The 20,793-nt window shown below is 26.1% G+C and carries 21 protein-coding genes; 12 read left to right on the top strand and 9 right to left on the bottom strand.

All coding sequences use genetic code 11. From position 1 onward, the window contains the following. Nucleotides 1-205: 205 nt before the first annotated feature. A complete protein-coding gene (locus Q0984_RS08510; RefSeq protein WP_299526463.1) occupies nt 206-1,660 on the top strand; it encodes an ATP-binding protein in 1,455 nt (484 codons plus the stop codon). 167 nt (nt 1,661-1,827) lie between these two features. Continuing rightward, the gene (gene tfrA, locus Q0984_RS08505; RefSeq protein ID WP_299526460.1) at nt 1,828-3,477 is read left to right on the top strand and encodes a fumarate reductase (CoM/CoB) subunit TfrA; all 1,650 of its coding nucleotides are present in this window, start codon (nt 1,828-1,830) and stop codon (nt 3,475-3,477) included. Nucleotides 3,478-3,482: 5 nt separating this feature from the next. On the opposite strand, the gene Q0984_RS08500 is transcribed toward tfrA, so the two are convergent. Both Q0984_RS08500 and Q0984_RS08495 read right to left on the bottom strand, forming a co-directional pair. Then, nucleotides 3,483-4,793 carry an amidohydrolase family protein gene (locus Q0984_RS08500; protein ID WP_299526457.1) on the bottom strand — a complete coding sequence of 437 codons (1,311 nt, stop codon included), beginning with the start codon at nt 4,791-4,793 and terminating at the stop codon, nt 3,483-3,485. Nucleotides 4,794-4,836: 43 nt separating this feature from the next. Beyond that, the gene (locus Q0984_RS08495) at nt 4,837-5,046 is read right to left on the bottom strand and encodes a histone family protein (RefSeq protein WP_299526453.1); all 210 of its coding nucleotides are present in this window, start codon (nt 5,044-5,046) and stop codon (nt 4,837-4,839) included. Nucleotides 5,047-5,263: 217 nt separating this feature from the next. Between Q0984_RS08495 and hisG the strand changes: the two genes are divergently transcribed. From hisG to pyrB, 3 genes are read left to right on the top strand one after another with little or no spacing between them, the layout of a single operon-like run. Beyond that, complete coding sequence (gene hisG, locus Q0984_RS08490; protein ID WP_299526450.1) at nt 5,264-6,124, top strand: ATP phosphoribosyltransferase; 861 nt, start codon at nt 5,264-5,266, stop codon at nt 6,122-6,124. After that, on the top strand, nt 6,121-6,612 hold the full coding sequence (locus tag Q0984_RS08485; RefSeq protein ID WP_299526447.1) for a flavodoxin domain-containing protein: 492 nt from the start codon (nt 6,121-6,123) through the stop codon (nt 6,610-6,612). Before hisG ends, Q0984_RS08485 begins: the two co-directional genes overlap by 4 nt. Nucleotides 6,613-6,615: 3 nt before the next feature. Then, nucleotides 6,616-7,566: an aspartate carbamoyltransferase gene (gene pyrB, locus Q0984_RS08480; RefSeq protein WP_299526444.1), complete on the top strand. Its 951-nt coding sequence runs from the start codon at nt 6,616-6,618 to the stop codon at nt 7,564-7,566. Here the strand turns inward: pyrB and Q0984_RS08475 are convergent. After that, nucleotides 7,554-8,705: a Cdc6/Cdc18 family protein gene (locus tag Q0984_RS08475; protein WP_299526441.1), complete on the bottom strand. Its 1,152-nt coding sequence runs from the start codon at nt 8,703-8,705 to the stop codon at nt 7,554-7,556. The two genes, pyrB and Q0984_RS08475, sit on opposite strands and share 13 nt — an antisense overlap. Nucleotides 8,706-9,751: 1,046 nt before the next feature. Continuing rightward, nucleotides 9,752-10,237 carry a DUF2299 domain-containing protein gene (locus tag Q0984_RS08470; protein WP_299526438.1) on the bottom strand — a complete coding sequence of 162 codons (486 nt, stop codon included), beginning with the start codon at nt 10,235-10,237 and terminating at the stop codon, nt 9,752-9,754. Nucleotides 10,238-10,304: 67 nt separating this feature from the next. Between Q0984_RS08470 and Q0984_RS08465 the strand changes: the two genes are divergently transcribed. Continuing rightward, complete coding sequence (locus tag Q0984_RS08465; RefSeq protein WP_299526435.1) at nt 10,305-11,342, top strand: cobalamin biosynthesis protein; 1,038 nt, start codon at nt 10,305-10,307, stop codon at nt 11,340-11,342. After that, on the top strand, nt 11,339-12,358 hold the full coding sequence (locus tag Q0984_RS08460) for a cobalt-precorrin 5A hydrolase (protein ID WP_299526432.1): 1,020 nt from the start codon (nt 11,339-11,341) through the stop codon (nt 12,356-12,358). The genes Q0984_RS08465 and Q0984_RS08460 overlap by 4 nt, the downstream gene beginning before the upstream one ends. A 7-nt stretch (nt 12,359-12,365) precedes the next feature. Here the strand turns inward: Q0984_RS08460 and Q0984_RS08455 are convergent, their stop codons facing one another. Further along, on the bottom strand, nt 12,366-12,614 hold the full coding sequence (locus Q0984_RS08455) for a UPF0147 family protein (protein WP_299526429.1): 249 nt from the start codon (nt 12,612-12,614) through the stop codon (nt 12,366-12,368). A gap of 136 nt (nt 12,615-12,750) precedes the next feature. On the opposite strand from Q0984_RS08455, the gene Q0984_RS08450 reads away from it, so the two are divergent. Then, nucleotides 12,751-12,924: a Met repressor gene (locus tag Q0984_RS08450; RefSeq protein ID WP_299526426.1), complete on the top strand. Its 174-nt coding sequence runs from the start codon at nt 12,751-12,753 to the stop codon at nt 12,922-12,924. On the opposite strand, the gene Q0984_RS08445 is transcribed toward Q0984_RS08450, so the two are convergent. Together Q0984_RS08445 and Q0984_RS08440 are read right to left on the bottom strand one after the other, a co-directional pair. Then, nucleotides 12,916-13,503: a class II aldolase/adducin family protein gene (locus Q0984_RS08445; protein WP_299526422.1), complete on the bottom strand. Its 588-nt coding sequence runs from the start codon at nt 13,501-13,503 to the stop codon at nt 12,916-12,918. The two genes, Q0984_RS08450 and Q0984_RS08445, sit on opposite strands and share 9 nt — an antisense overlap. 54 nt (nt 13,504-13,557) lie before the next feature. Next, the gene (locus Q0984_RS08440) at nt 13,558-15,156 is read right to left on the bottom strand and encodes a DNA-directed DNA polymerase II small subunit (protein WP_299526419.1); all 1,599 of its coding nucleotides are present in this window, start codon (nt 15,154-15,156) and stop codon (nt 13,558-13,560) included. 136 nt (nt 15,157-15,292) lie between these two features. Here Q0984_RS08440 and Q0984_RS08435 point away from each other — a divergent pair, with 136 nt between their 5' ends. The 4 genes from Q0984_RS08435 to Q0984_RS08420 are packed head-to-tail and all read left to right on the top strand — an operon-like array spanning nt 15,293 to nt 18,789. After that, complete coding sequence (locus Q0984_RS08435) at nt 15,293-15,787, top strand: hypothetical protein (RefSeq protein ID WP_299526416.1); 495 nt, start codon at nt 15,293-15,295, stop codon at nt 15,785-15,787. Nucleotides 15,788-15,796: 9 nt separating this feature from the next. Then, nucleotides 15,797-16,873 (top strand): precorrin-3B C(17)-methyltransferase, encoded by a 1,077-nt coding sequence (gene cobJ, locus Q0984_RS08430; RefSeq protein WP_299526413.1) that lies wholly within the window; start codon nt 15,797-15,799, stop codon nt 16,871-16,873. 11 nt (nt 16,874-16,884) lie between these two features. Continuing rightward, nucleotides 16,885-17,484: a potassium channel family protein gene (locus Q0984_RS08425; RefSeq protein ID WP_299526411.1), complete on the top strand. Its 600-nt coding sequence runs from the start codon at nt 16,885-16,887 to the stop codon at nt 17,482-17,484. A 51-nt stretch (nt 17,485-17,535) separates the two neighbouring features. Next, the gene (locus tag Q0984_RS08420) at nt 17,536-18,789 is read left to right on the top strand and encodes a magnesium transporter (protein ID WP_299526408.1); all 1,254 of its coding nucleotides are present in this window, start codon (nt 17,536-17,538) and stop codon (nt 18,787-18,789) included. Here Q0984_RS08420 and Q0984_RS08415 read toward each other — a convergent pair. After that, nucleotides 18,786-19,652: a hypothetical protein gene (locus Q0984_RS08415; RefSeq protein WP_299526406.1), complete on the bottom strand. Its 867-nt coding sequence runs from the start codon at nt 19,650-19,652 to the stop codon at nt 18,786-18,788. The genes Q0984_RS08420 and Q0984_RS08415 overlap by 4 nt on opposite strands. Next, on the bottom strand, nt 19,652-20,593 hold the full coding sequence (locus tag Q0984_RS08410) for a hypothetical protein (RefSeq protein ID WP_299526480.1): 942 nt from the start codon (nt 20,591-20,593) through the stop codon (nt 19,652-19,654). Before Q0984_RS08410 ends, Q0984_RS08415 begins: the two co-directional genes overlap by 1 nt. Nucleotides 20,594-20,793: the final 200 nt, after the last annotated feature.

Below are 20,793 nucleotides of genomic sequence, written 5' to 3'. Positions count from 1 at the left end.
TAATCATAACATTCAGTCAGATTAAATTAAGTTGTAAAAATCAAATTTTAAAACTATTACGATTAAAAGTAGTAGTCTTTATAAATAACTATAACGATTAAAAGTAGTAGTCTTTATAAATAACTATAACGATTAAAAGTAGTAGTCTTTATAAATAACTATGAACATATATAAAAATAGTTATTATTTCGAGGAGGCTAGAACAATGAACGAATTGCAGAACAGATATATTAGAAATCAAATATTATCAACACCACTGAAATTAGATCAAGAGTTAACACACAAAGATAAAAAGTTCAATAAACGTTCTGATTATGATAATATTATAAAATATATTGATGATTTTCTTGAAGGAGAAAATATAAATCGATTTCTTGTTTTGCCAGGATTACGGGATGTTGGAAAAACAACTTTGCTATTTCAAATATATGACTATCTTCTAAACAAAAAAGGAATATCCTCCCAGGATATTTTGTATTTTTCCTGTGATCGATTTAAAAAAATAGGTGATGTTGATATATTTAGTGTTGTTAATTCCTATTTAGAAACCTATCATAATTCAATTATTGAAACATTATCTAAACCAGTATTCATATTAGTTGATGAAGCACAATATGATAAAGATTGGGCATTAAATGGAAAATTAATATTCGATGGAAGTAAAAATATTTTCATGATTTTTAGCGGATCATCTGCACTTAAACTTTCTCATAATCCTGATGCTGCAAGAAGATTATTAAATATTCCAATTTACCCATTAACCTATTCACAACATTTAAAATTAAAATATGGTGATTTTAAAAATGATATTTCAAATCCATTAATTCAAATGATTTTTGATGGAAACATATATGATGTTAATGAGTTAGAAAGAAGAATAATTAACATATATTCAAATTTCTCAAACTACAATATATATGAATGGAAGAATTTCTTAGAATTTGGAGGTTTTCCATCATCATTTTATCAAAATACTAATGATATAACTAAAAAAATTGTTAATATGGTAGATAAAGTTGTTACAACTGATATGACCAATATTGAAGGTATAAATAATGATACACAGTATCTTGCTTTTCAGATTTTGAATTTTTTTGCTTTTCAAAATCCTGGAGAAGTCTCAAAAGGTTCTATTTCAAATCATTTTGATGCTAAAATTGCTTTAGTCACTAAAGTATTAGATATTCTTGAAAAAACACAGTTAATATTTCATATTGAACCATTTACTTCATCAGTAAAACGAACAACAAAACCTTATGAATATTTTTTTGCAACATCAAGTTTAAAACATAATCTTATATTAAACATAGGTAATGCTACATTTGAAGATGAAACAGCATATATGGGAAAACTACTTGAAACTTATGTAGCTTCAAGTTTTCATGATTTGGATAATAAAAGTCAGATGAATTATAAAATATACTATGATGACAGTAAAAAAAAGAGTAGCGAGAAAAATGTTGACTTTATTGTTCAAAGAGGATTGGAAAAACCTATTCCAATTGAAGTAAGCTGTGGTAAAAAGAATAAAAGTCAAATTAAACGTGCTATTAATACTTATAATTCTCCTCATGGTATAATTATTTCAAACACCACATCAAATATTGTTAAAGAAGATAATATTATTTATTTACCTCCTGAAACATTTGCATTTATGTAATTCAAGAGGTAAAATCCTATCTTTTTTATTTAACAATCTAATACAACATATGTGCAATTTCAACTGTAAAAAATTAGGGGATTTCAACAGTGTTTTTAAAAACAAATTTATTTTAACAATTAAAAACAAAGATTAAAATTAGTATAAAATTTTTACAGGTAATAACTATGGAAATTAAAACAATATCAACTGATGTTTTAATCATTGGTTCAGGAGGAGCAGGTTCAAGAGCAGCTATTGAAGTAGATAAAGCTGGACTTAAACCACTTATTGTTTCAAAAGGTTTGACTTTCAGATCTGGATGTACTGGGATGGCTGAAGGAGGATATAATGCTGTCTTTAAAGCTGTAGATGCTGATGATTCAATAGAAGCACATATTGAAGACACTTTAAAAGGTGGCAGTTATCTTAATGATAAAAAACTTGTAGATATACTTGTTCATGAAGCTCCAGATAGATTAATAGACCTGGAAAACTATGGAGCAATATTTGATCGCCAGGAATCTGGAAAAATAAATCAAAGACCATTTGGTGGTCAACAATACAGAAGAACCTGTTTCCAGGGAGACAGAACAGGTCATGAATTAATGACTGCTCTTAAAGAAGAAATTATTAAAAGAGACATTGACACTATTGAAGAAGTAATGGTTACTTCCCTTGTTTTAGATGAAAACTTAAGACAAGTTATAGGAGCTGTAGGATTTGATTTAGCAAATTCTCAAATAATTTACTTTAAATCCAAAGCAGTTATATTAGCTAGTGGAGGAGCAGGTAACTTATATCCAATTACCTCCAATACCACTCAAAAAAATGGTGACGGATTTATGCTTGCATGGAATGCCGGAGCTAATTTAATAGATATGGAACAGATACAATTCCACCCAACAGGAATGGTAACTCCAGATTCCAAAAAAGGAATTCTTGTAACTGAAGCTGTAAGAGCTGAAGGTGGTAAGTTATTAAATAAAGACGGAGAACGTTTTATGAAAAAATATGCTCCTGAAAAAATGGAATTAGCTACCCGTGATGTTGTTGCAAGATCAATTTACCAGGAAATTATAGAAGAAAGAGGAAGCGAACATGGTGGAGTATATTTGGATATTTCACATCTCCCAGATGATTTAATTGATGAAAAATTAGAAACCATGGTTTTACAATTTAAAAATGTAGGTATTGACATTAAAAATGAGAAAATAGAAGTAGCTCCAACTGCACATCACTTTATGGGTGGTGTGAAAATAAAAACAGACTGTTCTACAAATATAAATAATTTATTTGCTGCTGGAGAAGTATCTGGAGGAGTACATGGAGCTAACCGTTTAGGTGGAAATGCTTTGGCAGACACACAGGTATTTGGAAAAATAGCTGGTGAAACTGCTAGTAAAATAGCTAAACAGACAGAATTAAAAGAAAACCTTGAAATGGTAAATGAAGAAAAAGCAAGAATTGAAAGTTTAATTAAAGACGGTTCTATTAATCCTGTTACCTTTAAAAATAATCTTAAAAAATTAATGTGGGAAAAAGTAGGAATTGTAAGAGATGAAAAAACATTAAATGATGCTTTAAAAGAATTACAGGAAATGAAAAAAGATTTAGACAATTTAAAAGTTGAAAATAAATCTCAATATAATAATGAACTTGTAACTGCTCTTGAAGTAATAAATATGGTTGAAATAGCTACTTTAGTTGTTAAATCAGCAATATTACGTAGAGAAAGTAGAGGAGCTCATTTCAGATCAGATTTCCCCAAAAGCAATGATTCCTGGAAAAAAAGTATTGTGTTAAACAAAAATAAAATAAAATTTGAAGCTAGATAAAAAAATTATTGATTACGAGCTTCTTTAAGCTCTTCAATAGCTTTTCTAGCTTTTTTATAGATTTCTTCTTCATCTAATGTGGTTAATTTCCTATTTTCCATTAAAATTTTACCGTTACATATAGTAGTATCTACATTATAACCATTTGCTGAATAAATAATATTGGAACTGGTACATGAACTGTCTGGAACCATATTAGCATTATTAGTATCAATTAAAATTAAATCTGCTTTTTTACCTACTTCAATTGATCCTATTTCATTTTCAAGCCCTAAAACTTCTGCTCCTTTAATAGTTCCCATAGCTAATGCTTCATCAGAAGTTAATGCTTTAGGATTTAATAAATTAACTTTTTGAAGTAAAGAAGCAGTTCTTAATTCTTCAATTAAGTCAAGATTATTATTTGATGAAGCTCCATCTGTTCCTATTCCAACACAGATATCATTATTAATCAAGTCAGTGATTGGAGCTATACCTGAAGCTAATTTCATGTTACTACATGGATTATGTGAAATTTTAACATTGTTTTCTTTAATGATTTTAATTTCATCATGAGATAACCATACACTATGTGCAGCTACAACATCAGGACCTAAAAATCCAATTGAATCCAAATATTCAAATGGTCTTAAATCATGAGCTTCAAGTGAATCATTTATTTCTTTTTGAGTTTCACTAACATGAATATGTATTCCAGTATTATATTCATTAGCTAACCATCTTACATCTTCAAGTAAATCTTTTGAAGCAGTATATGGAGAATGAGGTCCGAAAAATACTTTAATTCTTCCGTCAGCCATACCATTGCATTTTTCAAATAATGCTATGTTTTCTTTAATTTCATGTTCTCTTTTTTCATCATCACCAAAATCAATCATACCGTAAGATAAAACTGCTCTGATTCCAGATTCTTCAACAGCTTTTGCAACATCTTCCATGTAAAAATACATGTCGCTGAAAGTAGTTGTTCCAGATTTAATTAATTCAACAGCTCCTAAAAGAGCTCCAATATAGCAGTATTCAGAGGTGAGATTTGCTTCCATTGGCCAAATATTATCGTTTAACCATGAATCTAAACTTAAATCATCAGCTAATCCTCTAAATAATGTCATTGATAAATGTGTATGAGTGTTTACAAATCCTGGAAGTAATATTTTTCCAGTTCCATCAATAACTTTATCAACATTAGTTTCATCAATATCAGTATCGATTTCTGCGATTTTATCATTTTTAATTAAAAGAGAACCTTTTATTTGTTTAAAATCTACAGGGTTTAAAATTAATGCATCTTTAATTAAAATAGTATTATCAGTCATAATAACACCTAAAAAAAAAATAAAAAAAAGTCGAATAAAATAACTATTCTAAATTTTTAATAGCTAATTTAATATCTTCTGGTTTGATAGTTTTACGTTTAGCGATTTTAGCAACATTGTTTGCTTCAATTGCAACGTTACGAGCTACTTCTTCAAGATATTCAGCTAATTCAGCTTTTGCATCTTCACTAACTCTTTCAGCACCAGTATCTTTGATAATCCTTGCGATAGGAGCTTTTGGTATTTCAGACATGTTTTTCACCTCAAAATAATCAATTATAACTTAATGATAAATTTAAATTAATCTTAAGCTTAATATCATTATAATTTCTATTATATTTAAACATTTTGTATTATTTGATAGTAAAATCTAAAAATATTAAAAAATATGAAGAATTTCAACACTTTAAAAAAGTATTAATAAAAAAAATAATATATCATATCACATAAATAAAATGAGAAGATTTAAAATGAAATTAAAAATTGCTGTACCTTCTAAAGGAAGAATTAGTGATCCTTCAATAGCTATCTTAGAAAAAGCTGGATTAGGATTAAAAGATAATGCTAACAGGAAATTAATTTCTGCTACTTTTAATAAAGATATAGATGTTATGTTTGCTCGTGCATCAGATATTCCAAAATTTGTTGAAGATGAAATTGTTGATATGGGAATAACTGGTGTAGATTTAATCAATGAAAGTGAAGCTAATGTTAAAGAATTAGTTGATTTAGCATTTGGACAAACAAAATTAGTTTTAGCATCACCTGAAGACTCAAATATAAATTCAGTAGATGATTTAACTTCAGATATGATTGTTGCTACTGAATTTCCAACATTAACTAAAAAATATTTAGAAGAACATGGCTTAACATCTAAAATAATAACATTAAGTGGTTCTACAGAAATTGCACCATTAATTGGAATAGCAGATTTAATTACTGATTTAACAAGTACCGGAACTACTTTAAAAATGAATCATTTAAAAATTGTTGATGTGATTTTAGAAAGTACTATTAAACTTATTACTAATGAAAATAGCTTTAAAAATAAAAAAGAATTAGTTGAAGCTGTAAGTACAAGTATAAAAGGAGTAATTGAAGCTGAAAGAAAAAAACTTGTAATGATGAATGTTAAAAAGGAAAACTTAGATAAAGTAAAAAAAGTCATGCCTGCAATGACAGGACCAACAATTTCAGAAGTATTATCTAAAGAAGAAACTGTAGCTGTACAAGCAGTTATAGATGAAGATGTAGTTTTTGAACTTGTTAATGATTTAAGAAATGCTGGTGCAAAAGACATTCTTGTTGTACCAATTGAGAGAATTATATGAAAATAGCAATAATTTACTCAACATCTAGTGGAATAACAAAGAAAGCTGCTAAAATTTTATCAAATAAAATAAAAGCTAAAATTCAGTTAATTCCAATTGAAAAAGCCAAAACAGCATGTTTATTAAAATATGATTTTATTATACTAGCTGGATCATTATATCATGGTAAAGTTCAAGGAACCTTAAAAAGATACATATCCAGAAATATGGGAACATTAATGGAAAAACCAGTTGCTTTGTTTATGAACTGTGATGATAATTCCAATACTAAAAGTCATTTAAACAAAACATTTTCAGAACAACTTGTTAATTCATCTTTTATTTCTTCAAATTTCGGTTATGAGATAAACCCTGATGAAGGTAACTTTATTGATAAAATAAAAGCTAAAAAAACATTGTCCAAAGGAAATATTCCTGTGTTAGATATGAATGAAATTGATAAATTTGCTAATTATATTAACGAATTAATTGATAGAAGAATCGAATAAAAGGTGTTTAAAATTTTTAAATTAAAAAATATAATTTCAATAAAAGATTTTGAAAGAAAAGATATTGATTATATTCTTGATGAAGCATCAAAATTAGAAGATATAGCTAAATCAAAAGAAAGTTGTGATGAATTAAAAGGTAAAATCCTCGGATTAATGTTTTTTGAACCTTCTACAAGAACAAGATTATCATTTGAAACATCAATGAAACGTTTAGGTGGAAACTGTATAGGTATTGAAAGTACCAGATCATGTTCTGTTTCAAAAGGAGAAAGTATAGCTGATACTGCAAAAATGTTTGAAGGTTACAGTGATGCTTTAGTTATTAGACATGAATTAGAAGGAGTATCCAAATTCATATCAGACATAGTTGATGTTCCAGTGATAAATGCTGGAGACGGTGCAGGTCAACACCCAACTCAAACATTACTTGATTTATATACTATTAAAAAAGAAGTAGGACACATTGACAATTTAAAAATAGCATTAGTTGGAGATTTAAAATTTGGCCGTACAGTACATTCATTATCAAATGCATTAGGATTATATGATAATATTGAACTTTATTTTGTAGCTCCTAAAGAATTAAAAATGCCTCAGGAAGTTTTACATGATTTAAATAAGAAAAATATCCCATATACTGAAGTTGATAATATAGAAGATGTTATTGATAAAGTAGATGTTCTATATGTAACTAGAATTCAAAAAGAACGTTTTGGAGATTTAGATGAATATTTAAAAATAAAAGGAGCTTATGTTGTTAATAAAAAAATGCTTGAAGGTAAAGATGTTATTGTTATGCATCCGTTACCAAGAATTGATGAAATAAATACTGATTTAGATAATACTAAACACAATAAATATTTCAATCAAGCATTTAATGCTGTTCCAATTAGAATGGCTATTTTAAAAACATTAATAAAAAACAATCCTAAATGGGCTCATATGGAATAAAGTGTTTTTTCAAGTAAATTAGTATCGCATTGAAGTGTTATAATATTAGTTCTTCCTTTTCCACGTCCACGGGATATGGTATTGGTTGAAATAATACCTAACATTTCAAGTTCATTAATAAAATCAAATATTCTTCTGTAAGTTACAGAATCTCCTTTTGATACTTCTTTATAAGTATCATATAATTTACCGGAAGTTATTTCCTCATTATTTTGAGTGAGTCTTAAAATAGCATCTAAAACTCTTTGCTGTTGTGTTGGAAGTGTCAATATTACATCAGTGATTTTATTATGTTCAATTCTATCTTTCGCCATTCTTACATAATCACCAATTATTTTATTGGATTCTTCTTCATCAGCTATTTCACCAGCAGTTCTAAGTAAATCTAAAGCATATCTTGCATCACCTTCTTCTTTAGCTGCCATAGCTGAACATAATGGTATGACATCACTTTCAAGTGTATCTTCTTTAAAAGATAAATGTGCTCTTTCATTTAAAATATCAGCTAATTGATCAGCACCATAAGGTGGGAAAACAATTTCCTTATCTCTTAAACTACTCATTACTCTAGGTGTGATAAATTGTTTAAATTCAACATAATTACTGATAGATAATATAGATACATTATCAGTTCTTGTTAATGTATATAAAATTCCATCTCCATCTTTACTAAGTAATATATCAATTTCATCTAAAATAACAATTAAAATAAGTTTTTTTCCAAATGCATTTCTTTTAAAAATGTCCCTAAAGGTATTGATAACTTCCCCTTTTGTCCAACCTCTATGAGGAACATTTCTTCCAAGTTTTTGACATAATTGTGCAATAACCTGATATTCAGTTGTATAATCTGTACAACGAATATATTCCACTTTTATAAAAACATTCTTATTAGATGCTGCTTCATTAAGTTGTTCTCTTGCAAATTTTGCTGCTGCTGTTTTTCCAGTTCCAGTTTTACCATATATAGTAATATCAGAAGGAGTAACATTATTTAATGCTTCAATCCAATATTTAGCTATTTGTGTTATTTGTTCTTTTCTATGAGGTAAATTCTCAGGTAAAAACCTATGATCTAAAGGTTGTTTATCTTTAAAAACTGATTGTCCTACCTCCAAGTCATCAAAAATATTTGCCATGTACTCACCGTATCTTTTGAAAAAAATAATAATAAAGAAAAATCTTAAAAATTATGAAAAAAAATCATAAGTATTATTTCCAGTGTTAATATATGAAAACAAGTGTTAAATAAAGGTTTGTATTACAAAAATATAAGTTAATATTAAAATTTCAATAGAAAATAAAAATTAAATTAAAAATATTAATTAAAATCAAATAAAACAATCAAAAAATAATTTAATTATTAAAAAATAAAAAATTATAGATTAAAATAAAAAATAAAGACTGTAAAATAAGATAAAAATAAAAGATGAAAAATAACCATTTCAAATATAAAGACATATATTTCAAGTGAAAAAATCATCAAAATAGTGAAAATAAAAATTTGATGAAATTAAATTAAATTAAATTTCAAGTGAAAATAACAATAAAAAACAAATATTTTAAATAAATAACGATTTATAAAGTTATTTTTAGCAATTAAATAAATTTAAAGAAAAATTAAATGAAAAATTATAATTTTAATAAAAGCAAATTAGGAGTTATTTTAAAAATAAAGAAGTAATATTTCAATTGTAAATTTTTTAAGTAATAAAAACGTTTTTGTGAGCATTTGAAAAGTATAACATATATTTCAAGTGAAAAAAAATTTTTAAAAAAATATTTGAAAAAAATTTTTCATAATTTGTCATGAAAAGTGAGACATTAATTTCAACTGTAACATATTTTTTCTCCGGCGCGAAAAATCAAGACATATATTTCAAGTGAAAAAAAATTTTTCATGATTTGTCATGAAAAGTGAGACATTAATTTCAAGTGTAATGAAAATTTTTCTATTTTGAAAAAATCAAGAGATATGTTTCAAGTGAAAAAAATAGAAAATTTCTTTAAAATTGTTTATTTTAAAAAATAAGAATAAAAAAGTGTTTATTTGACTTTTAAAGCGCAAAAAATTAAGATAAATTTCAAGTGTTTTACAGATGAAATACATGTCTTGATTCCTACAGAACCTTCGCAGAGCTTTCACTTGAAATTCATGTCTGTCTCTCTAAATTAGATAAAAAAATTAAACAAACATACTGTTTTCATTGTGTGATTTTGAAATATCAGGTGTAGAATTTCCAAAATCATAATTAAGTAACATTATACAATGTAATTTAGATTTAAAGACTTTTTTAATAGTTTTATATAAATTATCTTTAGTTAATCCATCTTCATAAATATTATCAGTAACAACAAATTGCTGTAAAATATCCTGATCAACTTTCAATTCATAATCAACTAAAAACATGTTTAAACTAGTACTTACATCAAATAAAAATTTAGATTTATCTTTAGGAGATGCACTTTGCATTAAATTAATATGTTCAGGTGCTACTTGAGTTGCACAGCCTATTACAATAGTATCTTTTCCTTTAGGCTTAACAATATCCATTACATTATCTTTAGGAAATTCAATAACAAAGTGAAAATCTGCATTATCATCTACAGCTTTTTCTCTGAAAATACCTTCATCAGTTAACCAATTTTTAACATCTTGTTCATCAATCATATTTTCACCTTAATTTTATTTATTAAATAATAAAATATTTATTTATTTTAATATTATATATTAAGTAATGTTACATAATATTGATTTTATAAATAATTTATATTTTACTTATAGTAATATTAACTTTACATTTAATATATTAATATTTATATTATTATCATTATTATTAGCTATTTTTATAGATATTATATATGGAGAGCTTCCAACTAAAATTCACCCAGTTGTTTTAATAGGATCATTAATTTCATTTTTCAAAAACAGATTTATAAAAATAAACAATAAATGGTCTGGTTTTCTTTTAACATTATTTGTGTGTAGTATTTCAAGTGTAATATTAATTATATTACTTTATTTATTTTCATTTAATATAATTATATTTTATTTAATATTTACAATAATATTATCTTCAACATTTTCAATTAAAATGCTATTAGACACAGCTAAAAACATTGAAAAGGATTTAAAAGAAGATATTAACAAAGCAAGACAAAATGTTTCCTATTTAGTAAGCAGAAATACAGATGAATTAACTGAAAGTTTCATAGTTTCTGCAACTATTGAAAGTTTAAGTGAAAATATTACTGATTCATATATTTCACCAGTATTTTATTTTATGATTTTAAGTATTCTAGGTATATTTATTCATTCATATAATTTTTTATTTATTTTACTTTTAATTCCATTTAATTATAGGATATTCAATACACTTGATGCAATGGTAGGTTATAAAACTGATGAATTAATTAATATTGGTTTTGTTCCAGCTAAAATAGATGATATTCTAAATTATATTCCTGCAAGAATAAGTGGATTATTCGTTGTTTTATCTGCATGGATTTTAAAATTCAATTATAAAAATAGTTATAAAATAATGAAAAGAGATGCTAGAAATTGTCCAAGTCCAAATTCCGGTTTTACAATGGCAACAACAGCCGGAGCCTTAGATATTCAATTAATTAAAATTGATACTTATATTTTAGGAGACAACAATAAAAACATTGAAATTAATGATATAAATAAAGCAGTTAAATTATCAAATTTAACAATATTATTATTTACACTTGCAATTGTTATCTTTACAATTATATTATATGTGATATTATGAAAATAGCTATTATTTCAGTTTCAAAAAAAGGTTATGATTTATCTTTTCATTTAAAAGAGCTTTTAGATAAAGACTCAACTATTATTTCAACTGATATTTATTATAAAGATATTAAAAATACTATTAAATTATTATTTTATGAATATGATGCAATTATAGCTATTATGGCTTCAGGGATATTAATAAGAAGTATTGCTCCTTTAATTCAATCAAAAGTCAGTGATCCTGCTATTTTAAACATTGATGAAAATGGGAAATTTGTAATAAGTACATTATCTGGTCATTTAGGTGGAGCTAATAAACTTACTTCAAAAGTTGCTGAATTATTAAATGCACTACCTGTAATTACAACTGCAACTGATGTTAATAAAAAATTAGGTATTGATGTTTTAGCTAAAGATTTGTATTTATCTATTAAAAATCCAAAAGAAATTTTACATTTTAATAAAGCTATTTTAAATGGTGAAGAAATAGTATTTCTACTTAATAGCAGTGGAAATTATGATTTTTTATTTGATTATTTTAATAAAAATACACTTGAAATTGATGTGTCAATTGAATTTACCAGTCAAATTAATACAGATGAAATACATGTCTTCTATAAAAATCATAAATTAATAATGACTATTGAAACTATAGTTATGGGTATTGGCTGTAAGAAAGGCAAATCAAAAAATGATATTTTAATAGGAGTTAATAAAACTTTAAATGATTTAAATATTTCTAAAAACAGATTAACTTTTTTAGCTTCTGGTGAAGTTAAGAAAAATGAACAGGGCATACTTGATTTAAGTGATGAATTAAATATTCCAGTTAAATTTGTTGATATGGATAAATTAAAATTATTTACATCAAATGAAATTCATGAATCTGAATTTGTGAAATCTAAGTTTGGTGTAGGTAGTGTTTCTGAGGCATCTGCTTTAATTACTGCAGGATTTGATTCAAAGTTAATTTATAAAAAAACACCTTTTAATGGTGTTACAATAGCTTTAGCTATTTCAAAAAAAGATTAAAATAAAATTAGATTGATTCTAATTTAGAAAGAACTTCCCAAATTAAAGTTCTTGCATGTACTGGTATATTAGGATCATTACTAATTTCATCTAATTTAGTTAATACAGTACTGATTTTTACTGACTGATCTTGACTTTCATCATGTAACAATTCATTAGATTCTTGTGCTGCCTCTCTTATATTACGTGGAACTGTGTTATTCTCCATTATATATTCTAAAATTTCTGATACTTCATCAATTGTCTGATTAGACATAACTTTCCCCTCCAAATAATATTATATATAAAAAAATAGGTATATTTAAATATTATATTACTATATTAATCTTTAAATATTTTTTGGTAAATATTCAGAAAAAAGTATATAATATAGGATAAACAATTATATAATTATGTCAGATATAAGTAAAACAACTATAAATATGCCTGTAGATTTGAAAAAAGAATTAAAAAAAATAGCAATTGATAAAGATACTTCTTTATCTGGTTTAATTTTAGATATTATAACTGAATATGTTGAATCAGGAAGTAAAACAGAATCTCAACAAACCGAAGATTCATATTAAATCTTCTGTTGAATTTAACATATATGTTATGAATTGTGTTTTAGCTGTTTCTTCAACGAAAGCTGCAAGTAAACAAGCTTCTTTTAAACTGTCACCAACACATAAAACACCATGCTGTTTTAAAATTAAAACATCTTCATCTCCAATTGCCTTAGATGCATCTTTAGCTAATTTTATACTTCCAGGAGCTTCATATTCAATGTCTTCTAAATATGGTGTGTTAATAGCTCCAAAACCTTCATGTCTTTTTATTCTTTTTGAAGAAAATGCAAATCCTGTTGCATATGGTGAATGAGTATGGACAATTCCATTTACATCTTCTCTTTTTTTATAAATTTCTAAATGAAGATTAACTTCAGAAGAAGGTTTACCTTTTGTTAATAAATTACCTTCCAAATCTACTAAAACAATATCTTCTTCATTTAACTTATGCAATGATTTTAAAGTAGGAGTAATAGCTATTACGTCACCATCTTCTCCTTTAAATCTAGCACTAACATTTCCAGCTTTACCTGCAACAAGTTTATTGTTATAAAGATAATCTGAAACATTAATAATTTCTTCAATATTTCTTTCCATTTTTTCACCTAGTAAATAATTAATAATTTAAATTGTTATTATTTATAAAAATTTTTAAATAAATTTAAGACATTTATATTGTCCCTTATAAAGTACTGGGACTTCAGCAGGAGTTGGTTCAATATTATATATTTTCTGGAACTCAGTTTGAGTCTGGAATGTTCCGGAATTAATTAAATGAATACCATTGAATTTTCTATGAGTATTAATATGAACATGTCCTGTATGGAAAACATCTGGAACTTCATCAATCACCAAATAATCTTCAAGTTCTGAAGCTAGTGGTGTTCTTTCTCCATAAATTGGAGCTAAATGTCTTTTTTTAAGTAATTCTTCCATTAATAAATCATTTTTCTCATGAGTAAATTCTTTAACAGCCATTACTAAATCATCAAAACTACGTCCATGGTAAATTAAAACATTAATACCATCTAAAGAAACAACACCCGGATTACTTATAAATTCAACATTATCAAGTTCATACAATGCATTTGCATATTCTTCAGGTACTGCAGGCTGAGGTTCAGCTACTCTGGATGCATCGTGGTTTCCAGGAGCAATAATAATTTTAATATCACTTCTGATATTTCCTAAAAATCTGGCTGCTTCATTGTATTGCTGAGTAATATCTTTAATAGCTAATTCTTTTTCCTGGTTTGGATATACACCAATACCATCTACAATATCTCCACCAATAACAAGATATTTAACACTTTCAGCTATTTTTACTTGTTCTTCATTTCCAAATTCACAGTTAATCCAGTCTATAAATCTACTAAAAGCATCTTCAAGGAAAGTTAAACTTCCAATGTGAACATCAGATAAAAATACAATACTAAAGTCCATTTCTTTTTTAGGTATTCTCATAACACCAGGATTTATAATATCATTTCCAATAGCCAAATCCCCATTTTTATCAGCAATTACACCAATAACTTCATCTTTAACTAATTTTTCAGCTTCTTTAAAAACTTCTTCATTTTTATTTGAAAATAAAATAGGGATAGTTCCAGTATCATCTTCAAATTCAATAAGTTTATGGCCATTTTTAGTAGATCTGATTTCTCTAACCATTAAAATAAGACTTAAATTTGTTTGTCCTTCTTCAATATCAGCTACTTTAGTGTAATTTTTAAGTTCAGGTCTTTTAACTAAAATTTTAGATAGTTTTTCATATCTGCTTTTGAAATATGCAATTAAATTTTCAAGTTCCCCACTGGTGTATGATTTTTTACTAGTGTCTTGTATAATTTCAAAGTCATAATGCACATTAGTTTTAGTTAAATTTCTTTTAAATTTAACTTTTTTATTTTCTACAGTTTCTAAAGCTTCAGCATTTTCTTTGTTAACATATTTTTCTTTAACATCTGTTTTCTTTTTAAATTCACTGATGCTAGGTGTTTTTTCAGGTTCTTTTTGTGTTAATGGGGGTCTTGTAGTTGATTCTTCAATTTTACTATTTCCCATTATTTCATCAATAGTTTGACCACTAACTGAAACTAAGTCCTTAGATTTAAATTCACCTCCTTTTAATTTAACAATTAATGAAGATGTTAATTCTAAAGGATTTTCAGCTTCAAGAACTTTATTATATGCTTCTGGTGATAAATTAATTCCCTTTTTTGCAAATTTTAATAAAATTTTATTAGTCATGTTAATTAAAATTTTTATTTTCTATGTTAATAAACTTTAATATTATAAATAGTAGTTACTTTTATTATATATTAAACATATAATTAAATCATTAATATTTCTGTTACATACAGAAATAAAAAAGTAATGTGATAAAATGACAAAAGCACTTAGAATAATACTAGTCGTTGTACTATTTGTAGTATTTTTTGAAGTAGGGCTCTTTAGTTCATATACTATTGTTGCTGCAGAAGCTCCTGATATTCAAGGGTTAATTGATATGCAGATTTCAAAGATTACTGGTATATTTAATTCTGACAATGTTAACAATGCTTTAGTTAAAGATCCAACTAATGTGAACATATCTAATAAAAAGGATGTTGCTCATTCACTGGAGGATTTGTCAAAGGTAGATGGAGTTAATATTGATTCAATGAATGTCACAACTTATGATGATACTGATAATGAAGAATTAAATGTAACTATTGAAGCTTTAGGTTATGCATCACCTGCTTCAAATTCCTCACAAATTGTAATTAGTCAGGACCCGTCTTACAAGATTGTAGCACAGGGTAATGCAACATTTAAAAGTGGGAATTTGGTAGTTGATCCTGATTCTATCACTATACAGTCTATTTTAAAATTATACTGAGATGGTTATATGATTAATGTAATTGGAATTGGTCAAAATAGAGAGAACATGACCTTAGGGGCAATTAAAGCTATTGAAGAATCTGATGTTATTGTAGGATATAAAAAATATGTAGCTCAAATTGCTGATTTAGTTTCTGATAAGGAAATTATAAAAAAAGGAATGGGTGATGAGATAGCTAGAGCAGAATTAGCTATTAATAAAAGTTTAGATGGCCAAACAGTTTCATTAATAAGTTCCGGAGATCCTGGTGTCTTTGGAATGGCAAATGTTTTATATCAAATTATTAGTAAGTATAAAGAAGATATTGAAGTTAAAATTTATCCGGGAGTATCTGCAGCTAATTATGCAGCAGATAAACTTGGAGCTCCTTTAAATGATTATGCAAATATTAGTTTAAGTAATATTTTAACTCCATTATCTGAAATAGAAAAAAAATTAGAATTTGCCCTAAAAGCTAATTTAATTATAGCAATTTATAATCCTATTAGTAAAACACGTAAAGAACCTTTTAGAAGGTTTGTTAAAACTGTTTTAAAAGTTAAGGGTGAAAATGCATTAATAGGAATTGTAGATAGTACTTATGAACCTGCAAAAGAGACTATTGTTAAAATTAAAGATTTAACTGAAGACATGGTTAATATGTCTTGTACTTTAATTGTTGGGAATGATTTAACTTATATGCAAGACTCTAAATTAATTACTCCAAGAGGATATGTAATTAGGTCTAAAATACATCCTCTTTCTAGTAATCATTATGAGAAATTTTTAAATGGAGAAATTTCTCATGGACCAAATAGAGACTGTGAATTTTACCCATGCCATTATGATGGTCAATACTGTGATTTTTGTTATTGTCCATTTTATCCTTGTGGAGACAGCTCAACTGGTGGAGAATGGATAAAAGGTAAAAATGTTTGGAATTGTAAAGAATGCATGTGGGTTCATGAAAAAAAGTCTGTAGAATGTCTAAGGAATCCTTTAGAAGAAATTTTAGAGGATGTAAATGATTTAAAAACTAAGAAAAAAACATTATTAAAACTTAGACGAGCTTGTTTATTAAAAAATAATCCTTATGATCTTTAGAGGTAATATAGATGTCAATTAAAAATATTTTAATTGAAATGAAGAATATGTCGGAATTGATGGTTGATTTAGCTTATTCAGCTGTTTTATTTAATAGTAAAGATGCTGCTGAAGAAGTTTTAAAACTTGAAAATAAAGTAAATTCAATGAATTATGAAATTAAAAAAGAATCGTTAGTTGCAGCACGTTCTTATGAAGATGCTGAAAAATTAACTGCTCTTTTAGAAGTAGCTGAAGCTGCTGAAAGTATAGCTAATGCTGCTAAAGATTTGGCTGATTTAGTAATTACTGGATTTAAACCACACCCAGTATTTAAAATGGTAATGTCTGAATCTGATAATTCTATGATTGTTAGATTTTCAGTAACATTGGATTCAGATTTAGCTAATAAAACTTTAGGGGAATTACTTTTAGTAAATCGTACTGGAATGAGAGTTATAGCTATTAGACGTGGGGATTCTTGGATATATGGTCCGGATAAACATACTTTAATACTTCCAGATGATATTTTACTTTTAAAAGGTACAGAAGCTGGTGCAGATCTTTTAGAAAAACTTGCATCTGGTGCATGTTCTCTTGAAGATATTCCTGATGAATTAGAAGAAGATTAAAATTAAATTTAAATAAACAAGTGGTTAAAATGATGATAGGTAGTGATATTTATGAAACAGAGGAAGATTCGCAGTCCATTTTCTACCTTTTCATCATTTCTAAACGAACATAATGATATTTTAAAAGAAAGTTTTATAGCTTTATTAATCTGTGCTTGTGGAGATTTAATTGCAGGTATAGTTCTTGGAAAAATGAATATTTTCCTTGAAACTTTCCCAGGACTATTAGTTCTTATTCCTGGAGCTATAGGAATGAGAGGAAATATATTTGGTTCATTTGCATCTAGATTATCCACTGCATTACATATTGGTATAATAGATCCAAAATTCAATCGCTCTGAAGAGTTAATTAACAATATATTCTCTTCATTTGTCTTAACTCTATGTTTATCTTTATTTTTAGCTATTATTGCTAAAATTATCTGTTTTATATTTGGATTCAAAGCAATGAGTCTTGTAGATTTTATTTTAATTAGCTTAATTGCTGGAATAATATCTGTAGGTATAATGCTACCTGTAACTATGTTTATTTCATTTAGAAGTTTTAAACATGGTTGGGATCCAGATAATGTTACAACTCCATTAGTTGCAGCTGTTGGAGATTTATTTACTTTACCTGCAATTGTAATATCTATATTTATAATTTCTGCTTTAAAATCAGTTTTATACTTGGAACAAATAGTTTTTATAATTATAATTCCAATTGTATTATTAAGTTTGGTTCATTGTTATAATTCTTCACAGGAAAATAAAACAATTATAAAACAGTCAACTCCAGTTTTAATTGTATGTTCTATTTTAGGAGTATCAGCAGGAGGAATTCTTAATAGTTCACTTGAAACACTACTTAAAAATCCAAGCTTACTTACATTAGTACCTTTATTTTCAGGAGAAAGTGGTGGTTTAGTAAGTATATTATCTGCAAGATTATCTTCAGGTATACATTATGGTCTTATTGAACCTCTTAAAAAACCTGAAGGTGAATCAATTCATAATTTTATAATTATATTATTATTAACTCTTGTAATGTATCCATTTATAGGAATTCTCGCTGAATCTTCATCTATTGTCTTGCATTTAATAGGTATAGGTTTTGATAAAATAATATTAATCAGTTCAATTGCAGGATTTATTTTAATTCCTATCATGATGATTTTAGTTTATTATATTTCTATTATATCCTATAATAAGGGATATGATCCTGATAATATTTTAATTCCAATTTCAACAAGTGTTACAGATTCAATATCCAGTTTAATACTTATTTCAGTATCATTAATTATTACAGGAGCTATTTTCATTTAATACCATCCTTTTAAGATAAATTCACAATTATTTGTTCTGAAATAATCATAATCTAACTTAGATTTATCAAAATCTTTCGGAACACTAACTAAAAGAGCTTTAACATCTTTTTTATTAAAATGAATAAACATTATAGAACTAAAATCAATAACTGGAAATTTTAAATTTATTTCATGATTTAAATAAATTTTATCACTGTTAACATTTTTTCCAATAAATGATTTTATTTTTGTATTATCCATATACCATTTTAAATTATCTGTTGAATTATCATCTATTAATAAATAATAGTCATTATTTTTCAAATAACTTCTATATATCTTAAAATAATTACAACTATAATCATCTCCATGATCATGATTACATTTTCCTTTTGTTTGAAAGTCTTTTATAACATATTTTTTGTAAAAATCACATTTAACCAGTCTATTTACACTGTAAATATTGTTAGTATCTTCAGCTGAACCGATTTTTACACTTGAAATACTACTCTCTTTTGGTATGATTTCCATTGAAGTTTTAATTTTCGAATTAAAAATATTTTTATCAACTAATTTTTTATAATTATCCCCTAAAACTAAAAATTTATCATAAGAAACACTGTTTGGAATTATTGCTTCATTTTCATTTGAAATAGCTAATCCTGGAGTTCCTACTAAATATTTTTCCCAGTTTGCACTTCCTAGATTATTAACTAAATTATCTGCACTTTGAGAAAGTAATAACTCAATATTTTCATTTTCTGTAGATACAGCTATTTTTTCCAATGTTGTTTCACTAAATTTTGCAGTTATTCCAATTATTAACAAAATAACAATTAATACAATTAATATTTCACTTGAAATACTTCCCTTTTCATTCATTATACTAATACTCCATATTTTGTTCTATGAGCAACATCTAAAAATAATTCCGTAGGATCTGAAGGATTTATCTTATGACCAGGATATCTATCATGAAATACAACATGATCTGAACCAGAAACAGAATATTCAACACCTATTACATGTGGAACAATAAAAACTTCAAATCCATAATGAGGACAAACTCCTTTACCTTCAAGTCTACACAAATAACAGCTACCATCAGCGCTTTCATGAAAATAACCATTTTTTAAACAGTTTTTCAATGTATTTCCATCACCATGATGAATATATGGGTCATAAGGACATTTTTTTATTATTAATGGACTTGTAGCACCTAAATATCCTTCTGGTTTATCTATACCATGTGCTGTTAAATAAGCAGTTAAAGTAGCTCCATAATGGATTGTTTTATCATCATGCCAAATTCCAGTATATGGAGTTAAAATAGCATAAGGTAGAGGATCTCTTAATCCTTCAATAGATGTTATGGTTTTTAAATTACCTGAAAATTTATCTTTATTTTTTGAAACCTTTAAATAAGTTGTAAATTCAATATTGCAGGGATCATCTGTATTTTCAACAGATAAAACTTTAGAAGATATCAAAACACCATACTTTTCCTCATATTCTTTATTTTTATCATCTAATTTTTTATTTAAGACTTTTTTAATTTCTTTTTTGGAATTAAATATATGTTTTCCATGATAAACTTCCTGTGTAACTTCAGCTATTGAATCATGTGATAAAACTTCTAAATTTCTATTATAATCATTAACAATATATTTAAGATTATCATTAGCTATTGAATCTGTATTTTCATTTTCTAAAGTGTACATGCTTGTTAAAATAAAAATTAAAATTAATATAAGTGAAGCTATTAAAATTACACTTGTTCCAGTTATTATATTTCCTTTAGAGTCTATTTTTAAATATTCCATCACTTGAAATTTAACTTCTAATTTATAAATTGTTTTTTTAAGTGAGATTCTATGATATTGTGCTGTGTTGTTTTTAAGAAAATTTTGAGTATTTGCATTTTGTGTTTTACAAAACATAAATTTTAATTTTTGTGTGAAGATTTGCTGTAATAAACCTTTTTTAAACTCCATAAGTTTTTCATAAATTATATTTAATTTAT

Source organism: uncultured Methanobrevibacter sp. (assembly GCF_934746965.1).
Classification (GTDB): Archaea; Methanobacteriota; Methanobacteria; order Methanobacteriales; family Methanobacteriaceae; genus Methanocatella.
Note: the sequence above shows the minus strand (reverse complement) of the source record. Positions and strands in the feature narration are given on the sequence as shown.

What these genes read in the sequence shown, in the direction of transcription:
- Q0984_RS08415 (WP_299526406.1), bottom strand. Translation starts at nt 19,652, where the DNA reads ATGAATGAAAAGGGAAGTATTTCAAGTGAAATATTAATTGTATTAATT.
- Q0984_RS08435 (WP_299526416.1), top strand. Translation starts at nt 15,293, where the DNA reads ATGACAAAAGCACTTAGAATAATACTAGTCGTTGTACTATTTGTAGTA.
- Q0984_RS08470 (WP_299526438.1), bottom strand. Translation starts at nt 10,237, where the DNA reads ATGATTGATGAACAAGATGTTAAAAATTGGTTAACTGATGAAGGTATT.
- Q0984_RS08500 (WP_299526457.1), bottom strand. Translation starts at nt 4,793, where the DNA reads ATGACTGATAATACTATTTTAATTAAAGATGCATTAATTTTAAACCCT.
- Q0984_RS08445 (WP_299526422.1), bottom strand. Translation starts at nt 13,503, where the DNA reads ATGGAAAGAAATATTGAAGAAATTATTAATGTTTCAGATTATCTTTAT.
- Q0984_RS08410 (WP_299526480.1), bottom strand. Translation starts at nt 20,593, where the DNA reads ATGGAATATTTAAAAATAGACTCTAAAGGAAATATAATAACTGGAACA.
- Q0984_RS08460 (WP_299526432.1), top strand. Translation starts at nt 11,339, where the DNA reads ATGAAAATAGCTATTATTTCAGTTTCAAAAAAAGGTTATGATTTATCT.
- Q0984_RS08420 (WP_299526408.1), top strand. Translation starts at nt 17,536, where the DNA reads ATGAAACAGAGGAAGATTCGCAGTCCATTTTCTACCTTTTCATCATTT.
- tfrA (WP_299526460.1), top strand. Translation starts at nt 1,828, where the DNA reads ATGGAAATTAAAACAATATCAACTGATGTTTTAATCATTGGTTCAGGA.
- cobJ (WP_299526413.1), top strand. Translation starts at nt 15,797, where the DNA reads ATGATTAATGTAATTGGAATTGGTCAAAATAGAGAGAACATGACCTTA.
- Q0984_RS08440 (WP_299526419.1), bottom strand. Translation starts at nt 15,156, where the DNA reads ATGACTAATAAAATTTTATTAAAATTTGCAAAAAAGGGAATTAATTTA.
- Q0984_RS08485 (WP_299526447.1), top strand. Translation starts at nt 6,121, where the DNA reads ATGAAAATAGCAATAATTTACTCAACATCTAGTGGAATAACAAAGAAA.
- Q0984_RS08465 (WP_299526435.1), top strand. Translation starts at nt 10,305, where the DNA reads ATGTTACATAATATTGATTTTATAAATAATTTATATTTTACTTATAGT.
- Q0984_RS08495 (WP_299526453.1), bottom strand. Translation starts at nt 5,046, where the DNA reads ATGTCTGAAATACCAAAAGCTCCTATCGCAAGGATTATCAAAGATACT.
- Q0984_RS08510 (WP_299526463.1), top strand. Translation starts at nt 206, where the DNA reads ATGAACGAATTGCAGAACAGATATATTAGAAATCAAATATTATCAACA.
- Q0984_RS08450 (WP_299526426.1), top strand. Translation starts at nt 12,751, where the DNA reads ATGTCAGATATAAGTAAAACAACTATAAATATGCCTGTAGATTTGAAA.
- hisG (WP_299526450.1), top strand. Translation starts at nt 5,264, where the DNA reads ATGAAATTAAAAATTGCTGTACCTTCTAAAGGAAGAATTAGTGATCCT.
- Q0984_RS08425 (WP_299526411.1), top strand. Translation starts at nt 16,885, where the DNA reads ATGTCAATTAAAAATATTTTAATTGAAATGAAGAATATGTCGGAATTG.
- Q0984_RS08455 (WP_299526429.1), bottom strand. Translation starts at nt 12,614, where the DNA reads ATGTCTAATCAGACAATTGATGAAGTATCAGAAATTTTAGAATATATA.
- Q0984_RS08475 (WP_299526441.1), bottom strand. Translation starts at nt 8,705, where the DNA reads ATGGCAAATATTTTTGATGACTTGGAGGTAGGACAATCAGTTTTTAAA.